General features: G+C 42.8%; 26 protein-coding genes. 11 read left to right on the forward strand and 15 right to left on the reverse strand.

Going from position 1 to position 25,603, the window contains the following annotated elements; all coding sequences use genetic code 11:
• The first annotated feature begins 14 nt into the window (after positions 1–14).
• The 3 genes from D0X99_RS13705 (at position 15) to D0X99_RS13715 (ending at position 4,212) form a co-directional block, all read left to right on the forward strand.
• Complete coding sequence (locus tag D0X99_RS13705) at positions 15–1,607, forward strand: beta-N-acetylhexosaminidase (protein WP_119478397.1); 1,593 nt, start codon at positions 15–17, stop codon at positions 1,605–1,607.
• A gap of 146 nt (positions 1,608–1,753) precedes the next feature.
• Positions 1,754–3,103: an alanine/glycine:cation symporter family protein gene (locus tag D0X99_RS13710; RefSeq protein WP_119478454.1), complete on the forward strand. Its 1,350-nt coding sequence runs from the start codon at positions 1,754–1,756 to the stop codon at positions 3,101–3,103.
• A 2-nt stretch (positions 3,104–3,105) separates the two neighbouring features.
• A complete protein-coding gene (locus D0X99_RS13715; protein WP_119478398.1) occupies positions 3,106–4,212 on the forward strand; it encodes a glycerate kinase in 1,107 nt (368 codons plus the stop codon).
• On the opposite strand, the gene D0X99_RS13720 is transcribed toward D0X99_RS13715, so the two are convergent.
• The 6 genes from D0X99_RS13720 to D0X99_RS13745 form a co-directional block, all read right to left on the reverse strand.
• A complete protein-coding gene (locus tag D0X99_RS13720; RefSeq protein ID WP_119478399.1) occupies positions 4,213–4,650 on the reverse strand; it encodes a DUF6526 family protein in 438 nt (145 codons plus the stop codon).
• Between the two features lie 409 nt (positions 4,651–5,059).
• A complete protein-coding gene (locus D0X99_RS13725) occupies positions 5,060–5,260 on the reverse strand; it encodes a hypothetical protein (RefSeq protein WP_119478400.1) in 201 nt (66 codons plus the stop codon).
• A gap of 57 nt (positions 5,261–5,317) precedes the next feature.
• Complete coding sequence (locus tag D0X99_RS13730; protein WP_119478401.1) at positions 5,318–5,803, reverse strand: hypothetical protein; 486 nt, start codon at positions 5,801–5,803, stop codon at positions 5,318–5,320.
• A gap of 87 nt (positions 5,804–5,890) precedes the next feature.
• Positions 5,891–6,247 (reverse strand): response regulator, encoded by a 357-nt coding sequence (locus D0X99_RS13735; RefSeq protein ID WP_119478402.1) that lies wholly within the window; start codon positions 6,245–6,247, stop codon positions 5,891–5,893.
• A 117-nt stretch (positions 6,248–6,364) separates the two neighbouring features.
• Positions 6,365–6,673: a DUF962 domain-containing protein gene (locus tag D0X99_RS13740; protein ID WP_119478403.1), complete on the reverse strand. Its 309-nt coding sequence runs from the start codon at positions 6,671–6,673 to the stop codon at positions 6,365–6,367.
• Position 6,674: 1 nt separating this feature from the next.
• The gene (locus D0X99_RS13745) at positions 6,675–7,250 is read right to left on the reverse strand and encodes a DUF4136 domain-containing protein (RefSeq protein ID WP_199708097.1); all 576 of its coding nucleotides are present in this window, start codon (positions 7,248–7,250) and stop codon (positions 6,675–6,677) included.
• A 138-nt stretch (positions 7,251–7,388) separates the two neighbouring features.
• Here D0X99_RS13745 and D0X99_RS13750 point away from each other — a divergent pair, with 138 nt between their 5' ends.
• Entirely contained in the window at positions 7,389–7,871 is a 483-nt protein-coding gene (locus D0X99_RS13750; RefSeq protein WP_119478404.1) for a deoxycytidylate deaminase, read from the forward strand.
• Here the strand turns inward: D0X99_RS13750 and murB are convergent.
• On the reverse strand, positions 7,868–8,881 hold the full coding sequence (gene murB / locus D0X99_RS13755) for a UDP-N-acetylmuramate dehydrogenase (protein WP_119478405.1): 1,014 nt from the start codon (positions 8,879–8,881) through the stop codon (positions 7,868–7,870). The two genes, D0X99_RS13750 and murB, sit on opposite strands and share 4 nt — an antisense overlap.
• A 78-nt stretch (positions 8,882–8,959) precedes the next feature.
• Here murB and D0X99_RS13760 point away from each other — a divergent pair, with 78 nt between their 5' ends.
• Positions 8,960–9,904, forward strand: a complete 945-nt coding sequence (locus D0X99_RS13760) for a succinylglutamate desuccinylase/aspartoacylase family protein (protein WP_119478456.1) — start codon at positions 8,960–8,962, stop codon at positions 9,902–9,904.
• Between the two features lie 86 nt (positions 9,905–9,990).
• Here the strand turns inward: D0X99_RS13760 and D0X99_RS13765 are convergent, their stop codons facing one another.
• Positions 9,991–11,721 carry a phospho-sugar mutase gene (locus D0X99_RS13765; RefSeq protein WP_119478406.1) on the reverse strand — a complete coding sequence of 577 codons (1,731 nt, stop codon included), beginning with the start codon at positions 11,719–11,721 and terminating at the stop codon, positions 9,991–9,993.
• Positions 11,722–11,905: 184 nt separating this feature from the next.
• On the opposite strand from D0X99_RS13765, the gene D0X99_RS13770 reads away from it, so the two are divergent.
• Both D0X99_RS13770 and D0X99_RS13775 read left to right on the forward strand, forming a co-directional pair.
• Positions 11,906–12,769 carry a hypothetical protein gene (locus D0X99_RS13770; protein WP_147392233.1) on the forward strand — a complete coding sequence of 288 codons (864 nt, stop codon included), beginning with the start codon at positions 11,906–11,908 and terminating at the stop codon, positions 12,767–12,769.
• Between the two features lie 27 nt (positions 12,770–12,796).
• On the forward strand, positions 12,797–14,614 hold the full coding sequence (locus D0X99_RS13775) for a glycoside hydrolase family 2 protein (protein ID WP_119478408.1): 1,818 nt from the start codon (positions 12,797–12,799) through the stop codon (positions 14,612–14,614).
• Between the two features lie 108 nt (positions 14,615–14,722).
• Here the strand turns inward: D0X99_RS13775 and hppD are convergent, their stop codons facing one another.
• The 3 genes from hppD to D0X99_RS13790 all read right to left on the reverse strand — a co-directional run bounded on the left by hppD (position 14,723) and on the right by D0X99_RS13790 (position 17,909).
• Positions 14,723–15,817 carry a 4-hydroxyphenylpyruvate dioxygenase gene (gene hppD / locus D0X99_RS13780; RefSeq protein ID WP_119478409.1) on the reverse strand — a complete coding sequence of 365 codons (1,095 nt, stop codon included), beginning with the start codon at positions 15,815–15,817 and terminating at the stop codon, positions 14,723–14,725.
• 191 nt (positions 15,818–16,008) lie between these two features.
• Positions 16,009–17,010: a 1-acyl-sn-glycerol-3-phosphate acyltransferase gene (locus D0X99_RS13785; RefSeq protein WP_119478457.1), complete on the reverse strand. Its 1,002-nt coding sequence runs from the start codon at positions 17,008–17,010 to the stop codon at positions 16,009–16,011.
• Positions 17,007–17,909: a bile acid:sodium symporter family protein gene (locus tag D0X99_RS13790; RefSeq protein ID WP_119478410.1), complete on the reverse strand. Its 903-nt coding sequence runs from the start codon at positions 17,907–17,909 to the stop codon at positions 17,007–17,009. Before D0X99_RS13790 ends, D0X99_RS13785 begins: the two co-directional genes overlap by 4 nt.
• A gap of 150 nt (positions 17,910–18,059) precedes the next feature.
• Between D0X99_RS13790 and D0X99_RS13795 the strand changes: the two genes are divergently transcribed.
• The gene (locus tag D0X99_RS13795; RefSeq protein WP_233553723.1) at positions 18,060–18,419 is read left to right on the forward strand and encodes a bleomycin resistance protein; all 360 of its coding nucleotides are present in this window, start codon (positions 18,060–18,062) and stop codon (positions 18,417–18,419) included.
• Between the two features lie 7 nt (positions 18,420–18,426).
• Here D0X99_RS13795 and D0X99_RS13800 read toward each other — a convergent pair whose 3' ends face one another.
• Positions 18,427–19,143, reverse strand: coding sequence for a head GIN domain-containing protein (locus D0X99_RS13800; protein WP_119478411.1), 717 nt, complete (start codon positions 19,141–19,143; stop codon positions 18,427–18,429).
• A gap of 270 nt (positions 19,144–19,413) precedes the next feature.
• Between D0X99_RS13800 and D0X99_RS13805 the strand changes: the two genes are divergently transcribed.
• Positions 19,414–20,166, forward strand: coding sequence for an SDR family NAD(P)-dependent oxidoreductase (locus D0X99_RS13805; protein ID WP_119478412.1), 753 nt, complete (start codon positions 19,414–19,416; stop codon positions 20,164–20,166).
• Positions 20,167–20,278: 112 nt separating this feature from the next.
• Here D0X99_RS13805 and D0X99_RS13810 read toward each other — a convergent pair whose 3' ends face one another.
• Together D0X99_RS13810 and D0X99_RS13815 are read right to left on the reverse strand one after the other, a co-directional pair.
• The gene (locus D0X99_RS13810; RefSeq protein WP_119478413.1) at positions 20,279–20,989 is read right to left on the reverse strand and encodes a hypothetical protein; all 711 of its coding nucleotides are present in this window, start codon (positions 20,987–20,989) and stop codon (positions 20,279–20,281) included.
• Between the two features lie 75 nt (positions 20,990–21,064).
• Positions 21,065–21,640, reverse strand: a complete 576-nt coding sequence (locus tag D0X99_RS13815) for a Crp/Fnr family transcriptional regulator (RefSeq protein ID WP_119478414.1) — start codon at positions 21,638–21,640, stop codon at positions 21,065–21,067.
• 318 nt (positions 21,641–21,958) lie between these two features.
• Between D0X99_RS13815 and D0X99_RS13820 the strand changes: the two genes are divergently transcribed.
• Positions 21,959–23,614 (forward strand): amidase, encoded by a 1,656-nt coding sequence (locus D0X99_RS13820; RefSeq protein ID WP_119478459.1) that lies wholly within the window; start codon positions 21,959–21,961, stop codon positions 23,612–23,614.
• A 63-nt stretch (positions 23,615–23,677) separates the two neighbouring features.
• On the opposite strand, the gene D0X99_RS13825 is transcribed toward D0X99_RS13820, so the two are convergent.
• Complete coding sequence (locus D0X99_RS13825) at positions 23,678–24,865, reverse strand: CehA/McbA family metallohydrolase domain-containing protein (RefSeq protein ID WP_119478415.1); 1,188 nt, start codon at positions 24,863–24,865, stop codon at positions 23,678–23,680.
• A gap of 238 nt (positions 24,866–25,103) precedes the next feature.
• Between D0X99_RS13825 and D0X99_RS13830 the strand changes: the two genes are divergently transcribed.
• Complete coding sequence (locus D0X99_RS13830; RefSeq protein WP_119478460.1) at positions 25,104–25,376, forward strand: HU family DNA-binding protein; 273 nt, start codon at positions 25,104–25,106, stop codon at positions 25,374–25,376.
• Positions 25,377–25,603: the final 227 nt, after the last annotated feature.

The following is a 25,603-nucleotide window of genomic DNA, read 5'->3' on the forward strand; positions in this document are numbered from 1 at the left end:
CAAAATCCCGAAACATGAAAAAATCACTCTGGGCCCTCCTGCTGGCCGGTACGCTTGCTTTGGGGGCATGTAAAAAAACTGCTCCACTTTCTGAATCAGCTATTATTCCACTCCCTCAGGAGATTACAGACGGCGGAGGAACCTTTACCTTAACTGCCGAATCTGGAATAAAGCTCGTTGGAAGCGGAGATCAGCTTACTAAAATAGGAGAGTATCTGGCTGGTAAACTGAGGCCGGCAACTGGTTATGAGATTCCAGTTTCTTTTGATGGCGGTCAAATTGTTTTGGAACTGACAGGAAATGACAAGGCAGAAGCTTATGAACTTGAAGTTTCCGATTCAGGTGTCAAAATTACTTCTTCCGGCGAAGCTGGACTTTTCTATGGGGTCCAGACCTTACTTCAACTTTTTCCTCAGGAAATTGCCAATTCAACCACACAGACCGCTAATTGGGAAATTCCAGGAGGAACCATAAAAGATGCACCGACCTTTGAATATCGAGGATCTATGCTCGATGTGGCAAGGCATTTCATTTCTGTCGATGATGTAAAATATTACATCGATCAGATGGCCATTTACAAGTTGAACTACCTGCACCTGCACCTGACAGATGATCAGGGCTGGAGGATTGAAATCAAATCATGGCCGAAGCTAACTGAAATAGGTGGAAGCACCGAAGTAGGTGGGGGAGAAGGCGGATTCTATACCCAAGAGCAATATAAAGATATCGTAGCTTATGCAGCAGATCGTTTCATTACCATTGTGCCTGAAATCGACATGCCAGGTCACACCAATTCAGCTTTGGCGTCTTATGCAGAGTTGAATCCCGGTGTGAATTTGCCGGATGGTAATTTGGATTCGGTAAACAAAGCTCCTTTAGATTATGAAATGCCATTGAAGAACCCTCAGGCTTCTGAACTCTATACCGGCATAGAGGTAGGTTGGAGTACTTTTGCCCCTAAGTTGGAGTTGACATATGCTTTTGTAGACAGTGTGGTAAGAGAAATCTCTGAAATCACGCCGGGACCTTATTTTCATATTGGGGGTGATGAGTCCCATGTGACTGAAAAAGATGACTATGTCTACTTTGTGGAGCGAGTACAGGATATTGTTTCTAAGTACAATAAAACAAGCATTGGTTGGGATGAGATTGCAACCGCAAAATTGCTTCCCGGGAATGTCGCTCAATTCTGGGCTTTGGAAGAAAATGCCAAATTGGCCAAAGAGCAGGGAAATAAGGTCCTGATGTCTCCTTCCAAGAAGGCCTATTTAGATATGCAATATGACAGCACCAGCCGAATTGGCTTGCATTGGGCGGCATATGTGGAGTTGGATTCAGCATACTTATGGGACCCTGCAGAATACACCGAGGGAATTACTGCAGAAAATATTTTGGGAGTAGAGGCTCCGCTTTGGACTGAAACTGTAACCAACAAGGCAGATATCGATTACCTCGTATTTCCAAGATTATCTGCTATAGCAGAAGTAGCCTGGACTAAAAAGGAGAGAAGAAGCTGGGAAAGTTTTAGCAAGCGAATTTCTAGTCATGGGAAAAGATGGGATATCCAAGGGGTTGGTTTTTATAAATCTCCGAAGGTAAACTGGTAAAGTATCCTGAAGAAAAGCCCGAAGTGTGAGAATGCTTCGGGCTTTTTCTTGGCACATGGATGGTATTTTTTTGTTTTTGGGGAAATTGCCCCTATTATCGAAGATCAGTAGACGCAGAAAGCATTTATCAAGACATCGCAGTCCTCATGAGAGAAATAATTATTGATTTTAGCAATTGGATTTGGGGACCTCCCATTTTGGTTTTGTTATTAGGAGGAGGAACTTACTTTTTTTTCCATTCCGGATTCATACCCGTTCTAAAAATCGGGCATGCGATCAGGCTACTTCGAGGCAAATATGACAACTCCCTGGCACCTGGCCAGATCACCTCAGTTCAGGCTTTGTCTGCAGCGATTGCTGCCACTGTTGGTTTAGGAAATATTTCCGGAGTTGCTATTGCCATCAACATGGGAGGACCGGGTGCTCTGTTTTGGATGTGGGTGGCTGCTTTTTTGGGAATGGCGACCAAATTCTATACCTGCAGCCTAGCGATTATGTATCGGGGAAAAGACAGTTCAGGTGAAATTCAAGGTGGTCCCATGTATGTGATTGAAGAAGGAATGGGAAAGAAATGGAAATTCCTTGCCGTGATTTTCGCTGTAGCCGGGTTTATCGGTTTGTTGGCTGTTTTCACATCCAATCAACTTACGGCACTTACTCAGGCGATTCTTATTGAACCGGAAACCATCCAAGAGGAAGAACGCAACCGATGGATTATTGGGATTATAACCATGCTGCTAACGGCAGTGGTAATTTTGGGTGGGTTAAAAAGGATTGCTGAAGTAGCCTCTAAAATGGTTCCTTTCATGGTTGGGATTTACTTTTTCACCGTTTTGCTTATTGTAATCAAATACATTGGGCGAGTTCCAGAGATGCTTGAATTGATAGTAGTAGATGCTTTTACTGGCAATGCAGTGATGGGCGGAGCTGTAGGAGCGGTCATTATTACCGGTGCTAGAAGGGCTGCATTTTCTAATGAGGCTGGTATAGGAACGGCCCCGATGGTCCACGGAGCATCAAAAACCAATGAGCCGATTCGAGAAGGCTTAATTGCGATGCTGGGTCCATTTATCGATACTATTGTTGTGTGTACCTTAACTGCTTTAGTGATTTTATTGACAGGGGTTTGGGAAAACTCGGAAAACGATGGTGTCCGGCTTACCCTTGAAGCTTTTGAATTGGGAATTCCGGTTTATGGGAAATACTTGTTGATGATCTCTGTATTGGTTTTTGCACTTTCCACTATTTTCACTTATTCCTACTACGGGCACAAGTGCACCAATTACCTTTTTGGGGCAGATAAAGCCAAATACTATAATTACTTCTACTTGGTGACCATCGTTTTGGGATCAGTGGCATCTCTTGAAGTTGTGGTAAGTTTAGTGGATGGAATGTATGCGGTTATGGCATTTCCGACGATGATTTCGGCCCTTTACCTTTCTCCAAAGGTCCGCGCCGCTAGTAAAGACTATTTTGCCCGAATGAAAAATACCTAATCATGCGATTTCTGGTTGCTCCAAATGCCTTCAAAGGAACAATTCCTGCGGATGAAGCAGCAGAGATTATTTCAGATGTATTGGTAAGATCGACGCATCATAATTGTTTGTTGCAACCTGTGGCGGATGGAGGAGACGGTACTTGCGCTTTGCTGATTGAGTCTTTAGGATTGGAAAGTGTAAGCATTCCAGTATTGAATGCGATAGGAGTTCCTGTTCAGGGATTTTTTGGTTGGGATCCGGAGTCGAAAAAGGCCTTTATCGATGTATCTACAGCATCCGGATTAGGTGCCCTTTTGGATTATCAAAAAGACCCTTACACCACTTCCACATTTGGGACAGGCTTACTGATCAAAAAAGCAATTGAATTCGGTGCAGAGGAGATAGTTCTTGGCTTAGGAGGAAGCGCAACAGTGGATATGGGGACCGGTATTTTGAATGCGTTAGGAGTTCTTTTTTTGGACGAAACTGGTCGGGAACTACCTGTATTTTCTCCAGGATTTCTTTCAAAGATCAAACATGTCCAGAAATCCCTATCTCTTCCTAAAATCAGATTTACTTGCCTTTGTGATGTCAAAAATCCATTTTTTGGGGCTGAGGGTGCAGTCAAAGTTTTTGGTCCTCAGAAAGGCCTAAAACTTGATCAACTTGATCCTTTTGAAAAGGATTGTGAATTGCTATTGGAGCTTTTTAGAAAAAAAGTGAAAAGAGATTGGCATGATTTACCTGGCTTTGGTGCGGCGGGGGGAATAGCATTAGGTTTGGATTTCTTTTTTAAGACACAAATCAAATTTGGGGCTGATTACTTTTTTGATCTGGTTGATATGAGAAATAAAGTCAATCAATCCGACTGGATAATTACCGGAGAAGGTCAATATGACACTCAGAGCAACCAAGGGAAAGCAAGTTATCAGCTGCTAAAACTTGCAAAGGAACAGGGTAAAAAGATCGCATTGATAACCGCTGGAGAAGGAGGAAGAAAGGCAGGCTTTGATTTGGTTTTGGAGCTACCTCCTTTGGAATTTTCATCAAAGGATTTCAAGAAAAAAGCCCGAGAAAACCTTCACGGGCTTATTCAAATTGCAATTCATGAAAAGAAGTTTGATTGATCAAACTCTTCGGTAATCTCCCTTCCAATTCTTGATTTGAAGTTTGATCTCTTTTTGACTCAATTTTTCTTTAATCGCCTTTTCCATCAAGGGAAGTAGTTCTTCATCGCTGGCAAATCTTAATGCGATAATCTGACTAAGCTTTAATTGGCTTTCTTTAGAATAAAAAGGGGAGCCGGTGAGGTGAAAATACCTCTGGCTCATCTCCATCAATATGATTCTATTTTGGTTATTGAGCGCATAAATTCGGGCTAAGAATAGAATCAAAACCAAAATAATGGCGCCAATCAAGTGATAAATGCTTGTTGAAGTGGTGTCACTCGTACTAAAATCCATTCTTTCAATAGTCCAACCCAGATAAAGTAAGGTCAACGGAGTTAAAATGAAATGATGGAAGGGATAGTAGCGGGTATGGTTTTGGTAGTTCTGAGGTTTCATAGGAATATATTTTTTAAGCTATCATTATGACTTTTCCGAACTAGTTTCGGGAGAATCTATCGTTCCCGTTAAAAAACCAGAGTGGTTGTTTAGACTTACTTGATTTCTTGGATTTCGGAGTAAAAAAAAAGGAGGCATTGCCTCCTTTTAGTATAAGTTAGTTGATTTAATGATCAGCTTTCTTTTTCTTGGAAAAAGTGCTTCTTGCGTCCATTGCAGACAATCCAGCACCAATTCCTATAAGAGTACACACTATCAACAGGAAAGTCTGAGCTCCTGGCATAAGTGGTGAACTGAAAATATCTAGTAGTATCATGTGTTTAATATTGAAATCTTAACGATTGTACGAAGATAAAGACCGACATCGATTTTACCAAAGTAAATATCGGCGTAAGATTAGGATAGGATATTAATCCAAATCGTCTTCGAAGTCCTCGTCTACAATTTCATCTTCGTCCTCGAAATCGTCTTCTTCATCGAAGTCAACGATATTATCATCCAAGAACTCGGTTTCTTCATCGAGGTCATACTCGTCTTCAAAATCGTCCTCAAATTCATCCTCTTCTTCGAAGTCATCAACTTCATCGAAATCTTCTTCAAAATCCTCCATAGCTTTCTTTAAAGGGTTTTAGTGATTTAAACGGTACGAAATAAGACAAAATTTTAATCACACCAATACAGGCAACTTTAATTTTTTTTCTTGGCCAAATTCCAATTCTGGCTCGTTTTCTTCGACCCACTTTTCTCTCAGTACATTAGCCCAGATTTCCATATATAGTATCACATCTTGTCTGGAGTTTTTATTCATTAGGTCTCTTCGTTCTTTCGGAATTCGAGACAAAATTTTAGGGTCTGACAATCTTTCCAAATGGGCAAGGTCATCCAGCGTCAACCCGTGCTCCAATATTTTGGAAATCATCAGATCCATCGGAAAACCACTAGTAGGACAGTAATCTAGGAGTTGTTCGTTCCAATCCCCATGCCTTTGCATGGCATACTGGTGTATTTCTGCTTTAGAAAAATGGGTTAATTCTTGAGCTAGGTTACCGCAGTTGCACGCCCCCATATGTCCCCACTGATAGGCCGCACCATTCGTAAGTTTTGCGACCGTCTTTTCAATTGCTGCAATAAGTCTAGGATTTGCTTTAGCCATAGTCAATTTGTTTTCGACTATAACCAATTTCGGAAAAGTAGGTTTGGAATGAAACAATCAATCAAAAAAAAACTGACCTTTTTTTGATCAGTTGAAGATTGTTTTGATGTATTTCTTAATAAGTGGTTTCGATAAGTAGTCTTTGACCACATGGTATTGGCTTGCCTTGGTTATATCCCGTTGATCTACCGAACTGCTTAGGATGTAAATTTGTGCATCATTATCCTCAGGATGAAACTGATCAAGGAAATCCCATCCATTCATTTCCGGCATGTTTAGGTCCAGAAAAAGGAAATTGGGCTTAATATCATTGATTTCTTCCAATGCTCTTTTGGCACTATGATATTTGAAAAACTGACAGGGTTCCTTCACATTCTTGGAAATGAGTTTTTCAGTCACAAAAGTGCTTATGGGATCGTCGTCTATGAGTACAATAGTGAGCATTGAAATGCAAAAACCTAGTGCCGAAATACATTATAACTTATACAAAAGTACAAGCTTTTATGACGTGTGCAAATACTTTGCCATAAAACTTGTAACTTTTCTAAGATTATTTACCTCTCATTTGAACTTTTCCTTCCCAGCAAGCAAATCAAAAAACAACATGAAGTCAGAAGCTAGGCTGTAAAAGGGATATTGGAAGGTTGCTGGTTTATTTTTTTCAAAGAAGAAATGCCCGACCCATGCAAATCCATAACCTACAAATGGAATTGAAATCAACCAATAATAATTTCCTGTAATTATTCCGGCGGCTAGAATGATGAAAATTAGGCCAGTACCCACAAAGTGTAATTTTCTGCAGGTAGGATTTTGATGCTCTTCGAGATAATAGGGGTAAAACTCCCGTAAGGTTTTGTATTTTTTCTCCATGTTACTTTTGGGTTTGATTGTTTTGGCTGATGAAGGACTTCAATACTGCATCCAAGGTTTTTTCAACTTTCTTTTCCTTGGTTTTTGGGCTACTGACTTCTGTTACTCCGGTTAAGGTCATAAGGTATTGGTCTTTGTCTGGATCAATAAAATCAACAATAACTTGGAGTAATTCATAATTACTAGTAGTTACTCTATTGTATCCGGAATTGTATGGATTGTACATCCATGGGTCATAGACACGATATCCCCAAAATGGATATGGATTCGGATTATTTACTACTTCCCGTTGTCGGGTGTCTTCGTTTGAATGATACCTTATCACTACATCAGGTTGTTGGGAATCGTATTTCATTCCAGCTTCTTCGAGTGTCTCCTGGAGTTGGATTTGAACTAATTCATCTAAAAATTGGGATGAAAAACCTCTCATACCAACCTCTTTGTTAATTATCACAAAGGTTTGATAGGGTTTTGCAATCGGCAACTCCGTGTTTTCCTTAAAGATCTCAATGGAGCTGCAGGAGGAAAGGGCAATGGTGATCAGAAGAATGAATGCTACTGAATAGTTACGGTTCATTTTATTGCGGATTTACAAATCGAAAACTCGATGAGTAATGGAAAGTTAGATTTTCTTCTCTAACGAAAAAACACCTGGCTTTATTCCGAATACCTTCCCGACTTAGTTTAGGATTGCTATTTTTGGCAAACGAATTTTATGAGCAGGCCTGACTTTGACGATATCTTTATGGAATTGGCGGTGAACCTTGCCAAGCGGTCACATTGCATTAAGAAGCATGTCGGAGCTGTTTTGACAAAGGATACCCGTATTATTTCAATTGGTTACAATGGGCCACCTGCGGGGACTCACAACTGTGATGTTGAATTTCCGGAATCAGGCTGTGCTAGGGATAGCAAGGGAAGCTGCTCTTTGGCACTTCATGCCGAACAAAATGCGATTTTATACGCAGTAAAAAACAATACCTCGGTGGAAGGCTCTACACTTTATGTAACCTTGGCTCCCTGCCTTGCTTGCGCTAGAATTATTTTCTCCATGGGCATTTCCAAAGTAGTCTATCTATTTTCCTATGCTGAGTATAAAGGAATTGGTACAGATGAAGGGGTGGATTTTCTTAAAAAATTTGGTGTGGACGTGGAGCGGTATTCCAAGGAATTAGAGGTTCACGACCAGTTGATTTAAATAAAATTTACCTCAGGACTAAGCTCGATACCAAACTTTTCTTTCACTGCTTGCTGTACTTGTTGGGAAAGACTTTTGATTTGAATCCCGTCTCCGTTTCCATAGTTGACCAAAACAAGAGCTTGTTTGGCATGAACGCCAACTTCACCGATTCTTTTTCCTTTCCAGCCGGCCTGCTCAATTAACCAACCTGCAGGTACTTTTATTCCTTCTTCATTTGGATATCCTGGAATTGAAGGAAAGACGGATTTCAGTTTTTCAAACTGAATAGCGCTAATTGTGGGGTTTTTGAAGAATGAACCCGCATTTCCAATTTCCTTTGGGTTTGGTAATTTGGAATTTCGGATTTCGATTACGGCGTCGCTTACTGATTTTAAGGAGAGCTCAGTGATGCCTTTTTCTTTCAATACATCTTGAATGGCTCCATATTCTACATGGAATTCAGGCTTTTTACGGAGTTTAAAAGTGACTGAGCAAATTACGAATTGATCTTTCAGTTCGTGTTTGAATACGCTCTCGCGGTATCCGAATTTGCATTCTTCAGCCGTAAATTTCCAAACTTCCAGAGAGCTCCGATTCAGTGCTTCAAGACTTTCAAACACTTCCTTGATCTCAACTCCATAAGCCCCGATATTCTGCATAGGAGAAGCTCCGACTGTACCAGGAATAAGAGAAAGGTTTTCCACTCCAGCCCAGTGATGGTCAATCGCATGCAGGACCCATTCATGCCAAACCTCACCTGCCCCGACTTTTACCCAAATGTGGTCGTTATCTTCCTTTACCTTTTCAATACCTTTTAACTCAACTTTTATCACTAAACCATCAAAATCTGCCGTAAGTAGTATGTTACTTCCGCCTCCCAAAATCAACACCTTCTGGTTGTTTTCTTTTGCCCAAATCAGCGCCTTTTTAAGGCTTTCCACCGAATCCGCTGATGTAAAAAAACGGGCGTTTTTAGCTATTCCGAAGGTGTTGTAAGGCTTAAGCGAAATGTTTTCTTGTATATTCATGGACAGTCGTTAGACTTGCTAAATAAGCAAGATTTTGACCCAATCCGAAATGAAAAACCCAATCTGCCATTCCATTTCATGAAAGAAGTTCAGATCAACGGAGTCCGGGTTCGTGCCGGTCAGTCTGTGAATATAGAATTACCGATTGCCAAGCTTCCCACCCATACACTAATCGATTTACCGATTTTTATTAGATCCTCGAAAAACGAAGGTCCGGTGGTACTGATCTCCGGAGGTGTTCACGGCGATGAAATCAACGGTGTGGTAACAGCTAAAAAGATCCTCGAAGAAATTGACCAAGGGTTAGAATTATTGAAGGGAACACTCATCATCATCCCTCTCGTCAACATTTATGGATTTCTGTCAAATAGTAGGACTTTTCCGGATGGGAGAGATTTAAACCGAAGTTTCCCAGGAAGCAAAAAAGGATCACTGGCCTCCAGAATAGCCTTCATAATAAATGAGGAAATAATCCCACAGATTGACTTGGGAATTGATTTTCATACCGGCGGAAGAATGCTCTCCAATCACCCCCAAATCCGGGTGGATTTCAAGGACAAAGTCGGTGTGGATTTGGCCAAGGCCTTTGGGACTCACTTTGTAGTCAATTCCAAACACATCGAAAAGTCCTTTCGAAAAACGGCCTACAAAGCCCGAAAGCATCTTTTGGTTTTTGAAGGAGGCGAATCAATGAGGCTGGACAATTATGCAATCGAGGAGGGAATCACCGGTACAAAGCGCCTACTTCATTATTTGGATATGATCAATGCTCCGCAGATCCCTCAAAACACACTGATTCTTAAGTCTTCCGAATGGACGAGAGCCAAGGCATCGGGGATTTTTTATTCCTCTGTCAAGTTGGGAGATGAAGTTAAAAAGGGTCAAATAATTGCCAGAATTTCAGACCCTTATGGGCAAGTTATCGTGCCAGTAAAAGCTAGTACCAACGGGCATGTAATCGGATTGAACAACAATCCGGTGATCAATGTCGGAGATGCCTTAGTCCATATCGGAAAGGAATAGTGATGATTTCTTCCAATTAACCTCCATTGAGTTCAAATGAAAAAAGCACCGATTTCCCGGTGCTTTTATTTTTTTTAATTGGTGGATTAGCTAAAATACTTTCTCAGACCTTCCAATCTTGCTACCAATTCGGCTTCTACTTTTCGGTAATCTGCCGGATTTGCAAGTGGAGCGTGAACGGAGAAATAATATTTGATTTTAGGCTCCGTACCGGAAGGCCGCGCTGATATTTTACTTCCGTCAGCAAGATAAAACTGCATCACGTTCGACTTGTCCATATCCAACTTTTCTACTTTTCCGGATTTCAAATCGGTTACCGTTGAATTTTTCACATCAACAATTCGCTCCACAGCAATCCCATTCATTTCTGATGGTGGATTGGTACGGAAGTCGGCCATCAATTTCTGAATTTGTTCGGCACCGTCTTTTCCTTTTTTGGTCACTGAGATCAGGGACTCCTTATAAAACTCGAATTCGCTGTAGATTTCTGCCAATACCTGGAATACGTTCTTTCCCTTGGTCTTGAAGTAAGCGATCAATTCAGCCACCATAGCGCAGGCGCTGACACCGTCTTTATCCCGTACAAAATCACCAACCAGATATCCGTATGATTCCTCTCCACCTCCGATGAAGGTTTCTTTTCCCTCCAGGTCACGGATGATCGCAGCGATATTTTTAAATCCGGTAAGCACATTAAAGCATTTTACACCGAAGCCAGCCGCCATGTCATTGATCAGCTCGGTGGTTACAATGGTGTTGACCATAAATTGCTTTCCGTTCAGCTTTCCTCCTTCTTTCCATCTGCTGAGTAAATAATAGGTAAGGAGCGTCCCGGTTTGATTGCCGTTCAAAAGTTCGAATTCTCCCTTCTCATTGGGAACCACAGCGGCGTATCGATCTCCGTCCGGATCACAGGCCAAGACCAGTTCGGCTCCTACTTTTTTACCCAATTCCACAGAGAGGGTCAAGGCCTCTGCTTCTTCAGGATTGGGATAAATCACTGTAGGGAAAGTTCCATCCGGCTCGATCTGCTCTTTTACGACATGTATATTTTCAAAACCGAAAGCTTTCAACGCTGCAGGAACCATCTTTCCTGAAGCTCCATGGATTGGAGAAAAAACGATCGGCATGTTTTTTTGAGCTTGGATTTGGGCTTTGGCCAAGCTCAGTCCTTTCACTAAGTCTAAATAAATGGCGTCAAAATCTGACTCGATGTAATGGAACAACGCATCGTTTTTATTCCAGTTTACCTGTTCAAAAGAGGTGATTTTTTGAACTTCTTTGATGATGTTGGTGTCATGTGGTGCCACCACCTGAGCACCATCTTCCCAATAAGCTTTGTATCCGTTATATTCCTTTGGATTGTGTGAGGCGGTGATCATTACGCCACTTTTGCAACCAAAGTGCCTCACTGCAAAAGAAAGCATCGGAGTGGGGCGCATTTCTCTGAAATAGAGGACATGAATCCCATTTGCAGTGAATACATCTGCTGTGGTTTTTGCAAAAAGGGTATTGTTTATTCTACTGTCATGGGTGATTGCTACTTTGATTTCCTGCCCAGGAAAGCATTGCAATAAATAGTTTGCAAGACCTTGGGTGGCCATCCCTACCGTATAAACATTCATCCGGTTGGTGCCCACACCCATGAGACCTCTAAGGCCTCCGGTACCGAATTCCAGATCCTGATAAAAGGAATCCACCAATTCGGTTGGACTGTCGGTCATTAATTTTTTGATTGATGCCTTGGTTTCAGCATCCACATTTCCATCCAGCCAGCTTTGGGCTTTGCTTAGAATTGCAGGGTCGATTGAACTCATTTCTGTTTAAAAATTTCAGTGTGGTTCTAAGTTATAGAAAATGTCAAAAATTGCCACCCCGTCAAAAAAAATGATCAAACTCAAATTTGGACATAGTAAGTTGGAGGCATAAGATTTGGCTTGATTTTTATATACTTAGAATAACCTTACTTTAGAATTCCAATCGCCCCGAGCTCCTGAGATTATGTCCTTTCGATTTTGCGTATTTACCGTGCTGTTGATGTTGCCTTTTAGGCTTTTTGCCTGGTCAGCTTTTGAACCTTTGACTGATCCCAAATCCAAGGATTTTGAAAGTGAAAACCCGGAAAATCAAATTACAGTAAGGGAATCAACCACGGAACTTCAGATTGCTGTAGGGGAGTCAATTTTTGTTTTTGGAAAAGCAAAGGGCACTTTGGATAAGGTAAAAGTAGGTATGCATGTTTTGCCCTTTTCCCAAAGCGCTGGCGCCGAAATTAATCAAAGCACCTTTTCCAAAGTGAGCTGGAAAAGGCTTAAGAACGGTTCGATTCAAATCCAATCTTCTTACAATCCTTGGCCGGCCATTTTGACTTGGACCGTATTTGCAAATGGAGATTTGAAAATGGAAGCATCAGCCCCTTCTATTCAAACTTCTGAAGAGGGATGGCTGGGTTTGGGATTTAATTTTCCTGACAGAATGCTAAGTCAGGTTTCCTGGAAAAATGGCCAATCCGCTTCTGACCCAAACTCAAGCATTTGGAAAAATTCCAGTTTTATCCCAATGGCCGATCCGGAGTTGGAAATGACTGTTGACGTTAGAGGTTTTTTTCAACCCGTTCAGCAGGTGAAACTGGAATTTGAAACAGTGACTGTAGATATTCGATCTGAAACCTCAGGTTTGTTTTTAGGCTTGGGTCATCCTGAAAATCAGGACAATACTTTTCCCAAGATCAATTCAGATATGGCTTTTCTATTCAATCAGCAGGGACCAAGATCCAATTCTTTACCTCAGGCACCTTCAGAAAGCGCAGTTGTAGAAAATACCGTTTCTCTAAATCCTCTTGTTCTTTGGTTTCATTTTCAATAAGTTCAGCTATCACTTACTTAGCTGACTATGAGATCAATTTTCATTTTACTCCTTTTTTCGTTTTGTCTAGAAAGTTTTTCGCAAACGGCCCGATTAAAAACACCCTGGACTGACCAAGTTAATTCGGAAGCCCCACTTCAGGAATATCCGCGTCCTCAATTGGTTCGTGGAACTTGGCAAAACCTCAACGGGCAGTGGGATTATTCTATTCTGCCCAAAGGAAGTTTTCCTGAAGCAGGTTTTGCAGGAAAAATCACCGTTCCATTTGCTGTTGAGTCTTACCTTTCCGGTGTTCAGCAAACTGTAGGGCCTGAAAATGAGCTCTGGTACGAGCGAAATTTTGACCTGGCTTTGGACAGAAAAGGAAAGCGGATTCTGATACATTTTGGCGCGGTTGATTGGGAAGCGGAAGTTTGGGTCAACGGTTCTTCCATTGGTACACATAAAGGAGGTTTTGACGGCTTTAGTTTTGACATCACAGACCATCTTGTCAAAGGAAAAACCCAAAAGATCCGCGTGCGGGTTTGGGATCCCAGTGATTCGGGACCACAGCCTCGAGGCAAGCAGGTCAAAGAACCCCGTGGAATTTGGTACACTCCTGTGACCGGAATTTGGCAGACGGTTTGGCTGGAGGCCGTTCCTGTGAGTTACATTTCTTCTCTTTTCTCTATGACGGATTGGGAAAATTCTGTTCAGGCATTTTACCCGGAAATAAAAAATCCAAAGCCCGGCCAGGAAGTGGAAGTTAGCTTAATTGAAAGCGGCAAGCCTGTAGCGAGCTTTAAAGCCCAGGCAAATCAACCAGCTCCTGTTAAAATCTCCAATCCAAAGCTTTGGTCTCCCGAATCTCCGTTTTTGTATGAAGTGTCCGTGAAGCTTTTTGAGGGTAAAAAGTTGATCGAGGAGGTAAAATCGTATGCTGCTTACCGAGATATCCGAATGGCCAAGGCTTCCGATGGACATCAGCGAATGTTCCTAAATGGAAAACCCCTTTTCCAATATGGTCCTCTGGATCAAGGTTGGTGGCCTGATGGATTGTATACCGCTCCCACGGATGAGGCTTTGCTTTTCGACATCGAAAAAACAAAGGAAATGGGCTTTAACATGATCCGAAAGCATGTGAAGGTTGAACCTGCACGTTGGTATTACCATGCTGATAAGTTGGGAATGCTAGTCTGGCAGGACATGCCGAGCGGGGATATGGGAAATCGATGGGAAGTCCGACCAGGAATCATCAGGGAAGGAATGAACAAAGACAGAACGCCAGAATCTGAAGAAATTTTCAAAACAGAATGGAAAGAAATTATCAACGAGTTTAGGTTTTTTCCCTCTATTGTCGTCTGGGTTCCCTTTAATGAGGCTTGGGGACAGTTCAAAACTACTGAAATTACCAAGCTTACCCGGGATCAGGATCCGAGCCGTCTGATCAATTCTGCCAGTGGCGGTAATTTTGAGATGCAGGGAACCAAAGTGGTAGGAGATATCATGGACCTGCACAACTATCCTGATCCAGTCATGCCTGATCCGGGAATATTCGGGTCGCAAAATATTCTGGTCTTGGGAGAGTATGGAGGATTAGGCTTGCCCATTGAAGGTCACACCTGGCAACTGAAAGACAATTGGGGTTATCAGAGTTTCAAAACCCAGGAAGAATTAAAAGCCAGATATTCCATTCTCTTGGAAGATTTGTCCAAAATGATTCCAAAAGGACTGGCTGCTGCGATTTACACCCAAACCACCGATGTGGAAATTGAAACCAACGGATTGATGACCTATGACCGCCAAATCATAAAAATAGCTGTGGAAGAGTTGAAAAAATTACACGAGAAATTGTACGCCAAATAAGTGGTTAATCTTTGCTTCCATACATAAACCAAAAAAGCCGGTATTTCCGGCTTTTTTGGTTTTATTGTTTTTTCAGGTATTTCAATTTGAGATACCTTAATCTCTGAATCAAAGGTTTCCTCTCAGTGCCTGTTCCCGTTCGATGGCTTCGAAAAGTGCCTTGAAATTCCCTTTTCCAAAGGATTTTGCACCTTTTCGCTGAATGATTTCAAAGAAAAGTGTTGGGCGATCCTGTACAGGCTTAGTGAAAATTTGAAGCAAGTACCCTTCTTCGTCTCTGTCGACTAAGATATTGAGGTCCTTCAGTGGCTGAATGTCTTCGTCGATTTTCCCGACCCGATCCAACAAGTCATCATAGTAGGAAGCAGGGACCTCAAGAAATTCCACACCTCTTCTTCTCAATTCACTAACGGTATGACAGATATCATCGGTGGCAATGGCCATGTGCTGAACTCCCGGACCTCCGTAGAAATCCAAATACTCCTCAATCTGTGATTTTTTCTTTCCTTCGGCAGGTTCGTTGATTGGGAATTTGATGTATCCGTTTCCGTTGGAAACTACCTTGGACATCAGAGCCGAATATTCAGTGGAGATGTCTTTGTCATCGAAAGTCAGGAGCAATTTGAAGCCCATGACATTTTCATAAAACTCCACCCATCGGTTCATTTCTCCCAATTCCACATTGCCCACGCAGTGGTCGATGTATTTGAGACCGATGCCTTCTGATTTGTAGGTACTTTTTCTTGCTTGGTAGCCCGGAAGAAACACACCAGTGTAGTTTTTACGCTCCACAAACGTGTGAATCGTTTCTCCATAAGTTTTGATGGAGGCCACCTTTACTTCACCAAATTGATCTTTGATTACCTCAGGTTTTGAAGCTGACTCAGCACCGCGTGAGGTAGTTTCCCACCAGGATTTTTCAGCATCGTCTACCCATAAGGCAAGTACTTTTACTCCATCTCCATGTCTTCGAATATGATCCGCGATGGGATGCTCTGAGCTTAGTGGAGAGGTCAGTACCAGTCGGATTTTATCCTGCTTGAGAACATACGATGCGCGGTCGCGCACTCCTGTTTCAGGTCCTGCGTAGGCAATCAATTCAAACCCGAATGCATATTGGTAGAAAAGTGCACTCTGCTTGGCATTGCCAACGTACAGTTCCACGTAATCGGTCCCGTTGATGGGAAGAAAATCTTCAGTCATGGCTCAGTTAAATTTGGGTTGAGTATTCTTTGTCAAAGGTAAAAACAAAGCCAAAGATTATTTGGTTTTTGACTCATTCTTTTTTCCGGTATTCCCCATGAAATTAAACGCTCACAGGTTATACGGATGTCTTCAGGTAAAAGCTATAGCCTAAGTTTAAAACCTGAGTAAGCTTTGAGCCAAACAGCTGCCTATTCCTGAGGATTCTGATTTTTCCAAAGTGTGATCCAGGCTAAGATCAAGAATGTCAAGCCCCAACTGCCAATTGCCGTATCCATCGTGAGCCAAAGCAAAAAGAAATAGTAAGGAATGGCCAATCCAAATCCAATCAAAAATTTCCAGGTGGAACTGAATACCTCATCCTGGACAGAAGACTTTTTCCAAAGCCACAGCCAATACAGCGGGAAATGAAAAATCTTCATCAATTTATTTCCCAGGCCGTTAATTGGTCCTATCGGATTCTGCACTTGGCCGGTTTCCAAAAAAGTCTCCACCTCAACTTTAGAAGTGAGGTCCACATCATTATCTATCAATTTTTGGAGGGTTTCGGGGTAGTTTTCATCTGGAATATCCACAATCAGGGATTTCAGGGCGCTTTCTACCGCCTTGGTCAGTTTTCCGGATTGCCCGGGAGGCATATCCACTGGGATGATTTTCCCAAATGTTATCCTAACGGTACTTCCTGACCGCATGTGCGCACTGAATCCAAGTCCAACAGGCAGAATAACAGGCTCCAGTTCCGGATATTTTTCTTTCAGTCCAAAGGCCATCCGGGTAAAGCCTTTGCTCAAAGGTCTCAGATTTCTCACGAGACTGTGGCTGCCTTCAGCAAAGATCACCACTGTTCCGTTTTTGCGGAGCACTTCAAAGGTTTCGTCAAAGGTCTGTTGGTTTTGCTGGATGGTGGAAAATCCATCCCGTACCCGATACACCGGGAGCATCCGGATGTAATGGAGGACTTTGGAAATAAAAGGATTGACAAAAACTGCAGCTCTGGTCAAAAACCAGGGATTTAATCGGGTATGTGTAGCTAAAAGCAGGGGGTCAATCAAGGCATTCTGATGGTTGGCCACCAAAATTACCGGACGGTTTTTGGGGAGGTTTTCTTTGCCTTCGACAATGATTTTTTTGAAGTAGCCATGCAGCGCAACTTTTACGAGCAGTCGGAGAATGGCGTTAAAAAGGTCTTTCATTTTTTTAATTTCCAAAGGCTGGCAACGGTCATTCCTGAAATCAGATGCCAAATGCCCCACCAAGCAGTAATGATAGCCATCCCGCCGAGGCCTTCAAAGTAAGTGAAAATCAAAACGAGCCCCAAGCCGGAATTCTGAATTCCTGTTTCAATGGTTATGGTCTTCACATCTGCCAATGGAAGCCCTCCCAGCTTTCCTGTTAAAAAACCTGCAGCAAGTGCAATGAAGTTGTGGGCCAATACCCAAAGGAAAATGACTCCGATATACTTGAGAAACAGCTCAAAGTTGCCTGCAAAAGCCAACACAACAAAGGCTGCAAAAATCAAGATGCTAAGCGGTTTAAGGACTTTAGATGCCTTTTCCGCAAATTTTGGAGCCTTGTGATGGGTGATGATTCCTAAAATCAACGGAATGCCCAAGATGATCCCAACCGTAAAAAAGACTTCCTGAATGTCCAGACTTATTTCCCGAAGCAGGAGGGAAGTCGGTTCGTAAAACCCTGCCCAAAGCGCAAAATTCAGTGGAGTCACCACAATGGCCAAGACGCTTGAAAATGCAGTCAAACTAACAGATAGAGCAGTGTTTCCTTTGGCGAAATTAGTCAGAAAGTTGGAGACGTTGCCACCTGGACATGCCGCGACCAAAAACATCCCTAAGGCCACACTGGGGGGAGGCTGAACCAAGGAAATAAGCACCCAGGTCAGAAATGGAAGAGCTACAAATTGGGAAAAAACACCTAAGAAAAACCCTTTAGGATTTTTGATGAGGTACCTGAAGTCTTCCCACCTGAGATCCAATGCCACTCCGTACATGATCAGGGCCAAGGCCAAGTTGAGCAAAAGTAAATCTCCTTGAGAGAAATTCAGCCGGATAGAGTCAAGCGGGTTGGGTGTGGACATCACCCGAAAATCACTTGAAAAGTGGAGAAAACAAAATAATCTCCAAGTAAGTCAGTTTAACTTGTTAATGGCTATTTGAATTACTCCCGTTCAACCTGTTTTCCAGCATTCTTTTTCAGAACTTAAGCCCAGCTATTAACCATTTTATTCATGGATATTCCTTTTCAAATCGTTCCTAAACTCCCAGCAAGAAATCTTGAGGAAACCCGGATTTATTTTGAAACTCAGCTTGAGTTTTCTACCCAAAGCCGATATCCGGATTACCTGATCATGAAAAAAGGATTATCCGAATTGCACTTTTTTAGTTTTCGTGATTTGGATCCTCTGACCAGTTATGCTCAGGTGTATATCCGTTTGCAATCAGGAATTGAGGATTTGTATGCGGATTATCTGAAAAGAGGGGTTGCAATTCATCCAAACGGCGCTTTGGAAAACAAGCCTTGGGGCACGAAAGAATTTGCCCTTCTGGATCCCAATCACACCTTGCTGACCTTTGGCCAATTGAGCTAATCAGGTATCAATTTCGTTCTACCTTGCCAATTCCGTTGACTTCCTCTTTAATCACAGTGGGGTTTCCGGTGTAGCCTACTTTTCCTATTCCGTTTACCTCGATTGAGAGTTCCCCTTCGCAGTGTACATCCACCTTGCCGATTCCTGAACTGACCAAATCCAGTTTTTGAGTAATCAAACCGGAGGCATCAATATTTCCGATGCCTTCATTTCTTAGCTTCATGTGGTCAGCTTTTCCACGTAGACTCATGTTTCCCATCATATTCAATTCTGCATCAATCTCTTTAGCGTCCAAGTCCAAGGCCAGATTACCTATTCCATCTCCTTTGATGAGGATGTTTTCCACCTTGAAATTTTCAGTCGTTTTAATGTTTCCCACCCCTTCAAACTCAAATTCCTGAAGGTCTGAGATGGATAGATTAACTTTTAGTTCATTGTCGCCAAAAAGGCCTGAATTGAATTCTTCAAGTTCCAATATCAGTAAGTCGCCTTCTTGAGTGACTTTCAGTTTTTCAGCTAATTCCGGACTTCCGTCTATGGTCAGAGATTCTTGGTCAGACTGTGTGATAGTCAAGTTGAATACACCGCTAATTTTAAGCCGAGAGACCCCATCGAGCGTTCGTTCCTCGCTGAAGCGATTGTCGGATTGACTGTCCTGACGGGAACTGCAAGAAATCAGGACAGAAAGAGAAAAGGCCAATAGGAGCGTTGGATTGAATTTCATGGTGAGTTGGTTTAGGATTTCAGATAAGTTGTAGATGGAATTTATTGCATTTCAAGATAAGATTCTTAGTGTAAATTGGCTAATGAGATGAAGTAGAAAATGTACAGCCTTAAAAATTCAACCTTGACCAAGAAACCAGAGAGGAAACACATGATTTTGGTCATAATCAGTGAAATAACCTTGAAAATTCAGTCCTAGGACCGGTCATTTCCGTGAAGATTAAGGGGGAGTGTTCTTTTCCCTTTTCAAAAAATAAACCCAATAAACACTATGAAATCACTCGAAAATAAAGTTGCCATCATCACCGGTTCAGGATCGGGAATTGGAAAAGCTGCTGCTCTGCTTTTTGCAAAAGAAGGTGCTAAAGTGGTTGTCTCTGACATTCAGGAAGAACATGGGAATTCCGTAGTGGCTGAAATAAAATCTCAAGGTGGATCGGCTATTTTCTTCAAAGCTGATACCTCAAGCCCCTCGGAAAATGAAGCCTTGGTAAAAGCCGCAGTGGATCATTTTGGCAAATTGGATATCGCAGTCAATAATGCCGGGATCGGAGGTCCAATGGGGATGACGGGTGATTACCCGTTGGAAGGATGGCAAAAAGTCATTGACGTCAATCTTTCCGGGGTATTTTATGGAATGCATTACCAGCTCCCCGCCATGGAGAAAAATGGTGGTGGTGCCATCGTTAACATCGCCTCAATTTTGGGTATGGCCGGCACTCGTTTTTCTCCGGCTTATGTGGCAGCAAAGCACGGAGTAGTAGGTCTGACCAAAGCCACTGCACTGGAATATGCACCCAAAAATATCCGGGTCAATTCCATTGGGCCGGGATACATTCTGACGCCGCTGCTAACCAATGCGCTCGACGATGCTACTTTAAAACAAGTAGAAACACTTCACCCAATTGGGCGCCTGGGAAGAGCAGAAGAAGTTGCCGAACTCATTCTTTGGCTGAGCTCCCAAAAATCATCTTTTGTGACAGGTTCTTATTATCCGATTGATGGGGGTTATTTGGCACAATAGCCCTATTCTGTTTCCGGTTTAAATTGTCCAATTGGACTTGATGAAAATCTAAGGATTGATCTTGGTTGTTAGGAAAAAGGGTGAAAAAGATGATTTCACCCTTTTTTAATGCTTAAAATTCCCATCGGGTAAATACTCCAAAATTGTCTTTGGCGATTCGGTTCGGACCATATTGATCCCAGTTGGCTCCCAATCCAAACCCAAGTGGCCCTCTTTTCACTCCAGCTCTCAGGTAAAGGAAACTCCTGTTGTGGTGATTTTCAGCCAGGCTGTAGTTGTATACAAACTGAACACGGGTGTATAAAGACCAAGATTCATTGATCGGAGGTTTGAATTCATAAAGTCCAAAAAGTTTCAAATCCTGCTCTTCATTGATCAGGTAATTGACAACTGTGATGGCCAACACCTTTCGGTTGGCAAAACTATGCTCAACGCCAAGCTGAGGGCTAAATCCCGTAACAGAATTCCCTTCTCCACCTGCGGCCACAGCGAAGCCCTTTTTTCCGATGTTGTAGTTGAACTGGAACGGGATCACCACCGAATTCCCCATTTTATTTTCCTTGTCCCAATTTTCCGAAAAGATGGAAATGGCCAATAAGTCAAACTTACTGGTTGGAGAGAATTTCTTCTTGACAATCAACTGGAAATTGAGCTGCTCATGACCGAAGAAAAGCTCCAGCGGAATGGGAGGGCTCATACTTACTGTTTTGGGTGGAGCGGGGTTTACCTGTTCTTGGGCTTTACCTGAAACGGTAACAAGCAGGGAGAAAATCACGAAAGTGGGTAAAAAGCAATTTTTTGAAATCACTCTGAAAATCTGCATTTGTTTCCTGTTTAATGGAATCAAAGGTAGGATTTTAGAATTCCAGGACTCTTGCGCTAGCGCAAGACTTTTGATCTAAAGGTCGGCTTTCAATCTGCTCAGGGTAAATGGAGTCACTCCCAAATAGGATGCAATCAGTCTGCTTGGAAGTCGGTTGAGGATTCCGGGATTTTGGGAAAGCAGCCATTTTAGCCTTTCCAGAGCTGACATTCCCTGAAGATCATAAATCCGCTTTTGAGAGGTGATATAGGCATTTTGAAGGATGTTGAGGTAGATTTTATTAATCTGGGGCACCGATTCGACCAACTGGAAAAAATCGGTTTTGGAGATTCGTAGCACTTCCAGAGGCTCCATCGCCTGTAAATTTTCCTGAGAGGGACTTCCTTCGATGAGACTGGTCAGGTTTGTCCCAAACTTGTTTTCAAAAGCAAAATACCGGGTAAGCTCCTGTCCGTCTGTGTTGATATGATACATCCGAAAAGACCCCTGGATCACAAAATAATTGAATTGACAAACTTCCCCGGCCCGTAGGAGATACTCATTCCGTTTCAACCGTTGAACTTCAAATCGATCCTTGAATTGGTCAAATTCTTCCTGACTGGTGGGGATCAAAACACGTATGTAGGCAAGCAACTGATCGTGGGGACGCATGGCTGGAGCTGAGTATGCCTTTCAAGGTAAAAAATTGGGTTGAATATTGTCAATTCCTTGTTTCGGTTGAGTTGTACAAAATGAAAGTTTAGAAACTACCTCTTACTGAGGAAAGGGTAATTCAAGTTTTTTAGCAATTAAGTTCATGGAGGCCCCTTGGATTCACCCTCTTAGGACATCCGATCCCAATTGGGATTCTATTTTTCTTGGACCTTTCCACTTTCGGTTTTTCCAATTCTTGGGTTTTCCTTTATCTTGAAAAGGGTTAACCCTAATCCGCTTCGAAATATTTTAACTTTTCTGAATAAACCACTCCCTGTGAAATATACCTCCTCAATTACCTTCTTAGTCATTTTCTCAGTCCTCATTTCCTGCAAATCAAAAGAATCCGGATTTACAAAAAAGGACATCAGGCACAGCCAAAAACTGATCGGGCTGGAATTTGAAAAGGACAGAATCGACACCATGTATGCTTACCTCCAGGAAAATAAAGCCGGGCTAGACAGCTTGCGTAAGTATCCAATTCCTTATGAGACTTTTCCTGCGGTACAATTTAATCCTCATCCCATCGGTTTTCAATTTCCTGAAAAACGGGAAAACCCCGACTTTCTGATTCCTATGGAAGTCAGCCTTCCTTCCGATTTGGAGGAAGTGGCTTTTTACACCATCCCTCAGTTGGCATCCCTGATCCAGCAACGCAAAATCACTTCTGAGGCGCTTACCCGAATGTATATCGACCGGATCAAACGGTACGATGGAAAGCTTCAGAGCGTCATCACCCTTACGGAGGAATTGGCACTAAAGCAGGCAAAGCAGGCGGATCAGGATATTGCCGCCGGCAATTACAAAGGTATTCTGCATGGTATTCCTTACGGAATTAAGGATTTGATGGCAGTGAAAGGCTATCCCACCACTTGGGGAACAGCCCCTTATAAAGACCAAGTCATTGATGCAGACGCATGGGTGGTTAGAAAATTGGAAGAGCAGGGGGCAGTATTGGTAGGAAAATTGGTTTCCGGTGAATTGGCCCGTGGTGACGTTTGGTTTGGTGGTAAGACCAAAAATCCCTGGGACTTAAGTCAAGGAGCGAGCGGTTCTTCGGCGGGTTCGGGTGCAGCCACCTCTGCCGGTTTGGTTGCCTTTGCCATCGGGACAGAAACTCTGGGTTCCATTACCGCACCTGCCTCAAGAACCGGTATTACCGGTCTCAGACCAACTTATGGGAGAATCAGTCGTCAGGGAGTGATGAGCCTGAGTTGGTCCATGGATAAAATCGGCCCTCTTGCCAGGTCTGCCGAAGATTGTGAAATTGTCTTCAACTCGCTCTATGGAAAAGATCCGGCAGATCCGAGTACTAACGATGTTCCCTTCAATCAGGTGAAAAAGTCTCTTTCAGAAATGAAAGTTGCCTACCTTAAAAAAGACATCGACAGCGATACGACTGCCTCGGGTGCCAATATTCGATCAACATTGGAGGTTTTGAAATCGATGGGTGTGGATCCCACTCCGATTGAATTGCCAAGTGGGTTTCCCTACGACGTGTTTGACATTATTCTTAGGGCTGAGGCAGGGGCATTTTTTGATGAATTGGTGCGGTCCGGAAGGGTGGACCTTATGACGGAGCAGGGAAAATCTTCCCGGGCAAATTCACTTCGCCAATCCAGATTTATACCTGCTGTGGAATACCTTCAGGCAAATCGGCAGCGCCAACTTCTCATTGAATCCATCCATCGGCTTTTCAAAGACTATGAGGTGATTATTGCTCCTTCGGACAAAGGAAGGCAGTTGTTAATAACAAACCTGACAGGGCATCCGGCAATCAGTGTTCCTAATGGTTTCGACAAAAAAGGAAGGCCAACCAGCTTTACTTTGCTTGGCAATTTATATGACGAAGGAAGTATTTTGGCCTTTGCGCGGTCTTTTCAGCAAGCCACTGATTTTGAGGAAAAGCATCCTCCACTATTTGTAAAGTAAGAATTGTTGGAGTAAGGGATTAGATTTTTGCCAGTTTAACTTTCGTAAAAAAAGGAGCGTCTGTCATTTTCTGACCACCGGCTGAATCCAAGCTTCCTCCATATCTCCTGGGCGATAGGGGTTTTCTTTGGATTTGGAGGAAACCACCTTAGCCCGGACATAAAGGTCATCATCCCGGAGGGTGTAGGAGCCATCGGTTCCTTGTGTTTCCAGCAATAAAACACCTGCCGCATTGGGATTGGATTTTTTCGTTCCAAAAAATCGAATGGTGTAAGTAACACCAGTCTCCGGGTTTACTGTGACTTTCAAACTCTTCCCGTCAAATTTTATCTCCTTCAAAACCACGCCTGTACTGGCATAAAAATCACCTGCCTCCATGGCTTCAATTAAGTCCTTTGGACTGAGCGATTTCGCCAAAACTTCCACCCAACCTCTGCCGGGATTGCTTTCTTTTCCTCCAAAAACATGGTAATTGTGTGCATCATCCACTGCCAAACCATAGAGTAGTGGCTTGCCACTCTGGAGGTAAGACACCTGCACCTTGTCCCAAAGAGCTTCCATACTGGGCCGAAGTTCATCACCGTAATTGTTCACCTCAGGATGTCCGTTGTACACCTCAAAGAAGCGTTCCCCTTCCAATGCCATCATATCTTCCGGAGTAATTGCCCAGATAAAATTGGGATGGTTGATATGCAAAAACATCGGATGTCCGGTTTCTTCCCGCTGCTCTTTGACCAAGTCAATGTTTCGCTGCAGGACTTCTGATACGGAATTTCCCTCGGCAGGCTCAATGTAGTTCTGAACGTTGGTCACGTTCATGTGGAGCGGTTTCTTCTCAAATTTGGCACTGATTTCTTCCGAAGGGATGATCAGGAACTCTTCCTTTTCTTCAAACAGCGATCGGTATTCTTCGAGTGTTTTCAGCCGGACATGCAGTCTTCCAGCCGAATCGGTCTGCGATTCCACCCAATTCTCCCCATACTTTTTCAGGTAGTTTTCAAAGGCCTGTTCGTGCATGGGAGATTTTGGAATCAGTTTCCACTTTTCACCAGTATGCAGCGTATTGTGATCGGATAGTACAGCAAAATCATATCCTTGGGTTTTGTACCAGTCCATGATCATTTCAGGATAATTGTCCCCGTCACTCCAGTAGGAATGGGTGTGCAGGTTTCCCTTATACCATTCTTTTTGGGAAGAACAGGAAGCCAGAAGGCAAGCCAATAAACTGAGTAAGGGGAGTGGAAATTTCATGAATGATTATTTGTTTCAGGACTGCCTAGCAGGTATTCTTTGGGGTGAACGAGGATTCAAGACTTTTCCCAAGTGAAAACAGACCTGAATTCAGCGCTTTTGAAAGTAACAAAAAACAGATTGGCAAACTGTCCTGAACCGTTTTTGAAATTTTCATCAGAGCGAAGTTTTGGGTCAAAGTACATTGGTAAACCTGTCTTTTTTACCTAAATTTCTTTACACCATATTTTTCAACACCATGAACAAGTCAGAATTAATTGAAGTAGTCGCAAAGGAGGCTGGGCTTTCAAAGGCGACAGTAAGCAAGGTGATCAACTCCTATCACAAAGCTGTCCAAGTGGCCATGTCGCAAGGGGATAAAGTGACGCTTCCGGGATTTGGGACCTTCCAAGTAAGTGAACGGAAGGAGCGGAGTGGCCGCAATCCAAGAACTGGAGATCCCATGACAATCGCTGCAGCCAAACTGCCTCGGTTTAAACCGGGAAAGTTACTGAAAGACTCATTGGCCTGAGAAAATTTGCTTTGCTGAATACCTTGAAACCGCGAATGATTCCATTCACGGTTTTTTTATTGACTCGGAAAAGCTTCCACTCTTAGAGGATTCGATAGGCTAGTCTTATTGGAAACCCCAAAGCAAATAGACGGTGATGTTTATTTCAGGAAAAGGGCTTTAATTCCGAGAAAAGTCTTTTTTTCAAGTTCATTTTTTTCGTTTGGAATTATTTTTTTATGAGTTTC

This window comes from Algoriphagus lacus (genome assembly GCF_003583985.1).
Taxonomy (GTDB): domain Bacteria; phylum Bacteroidota; class Bacteroidia; order Cytophagales; family Cyclobacteriaceae; genus Algoriphagus; species Algoriphagus lacus.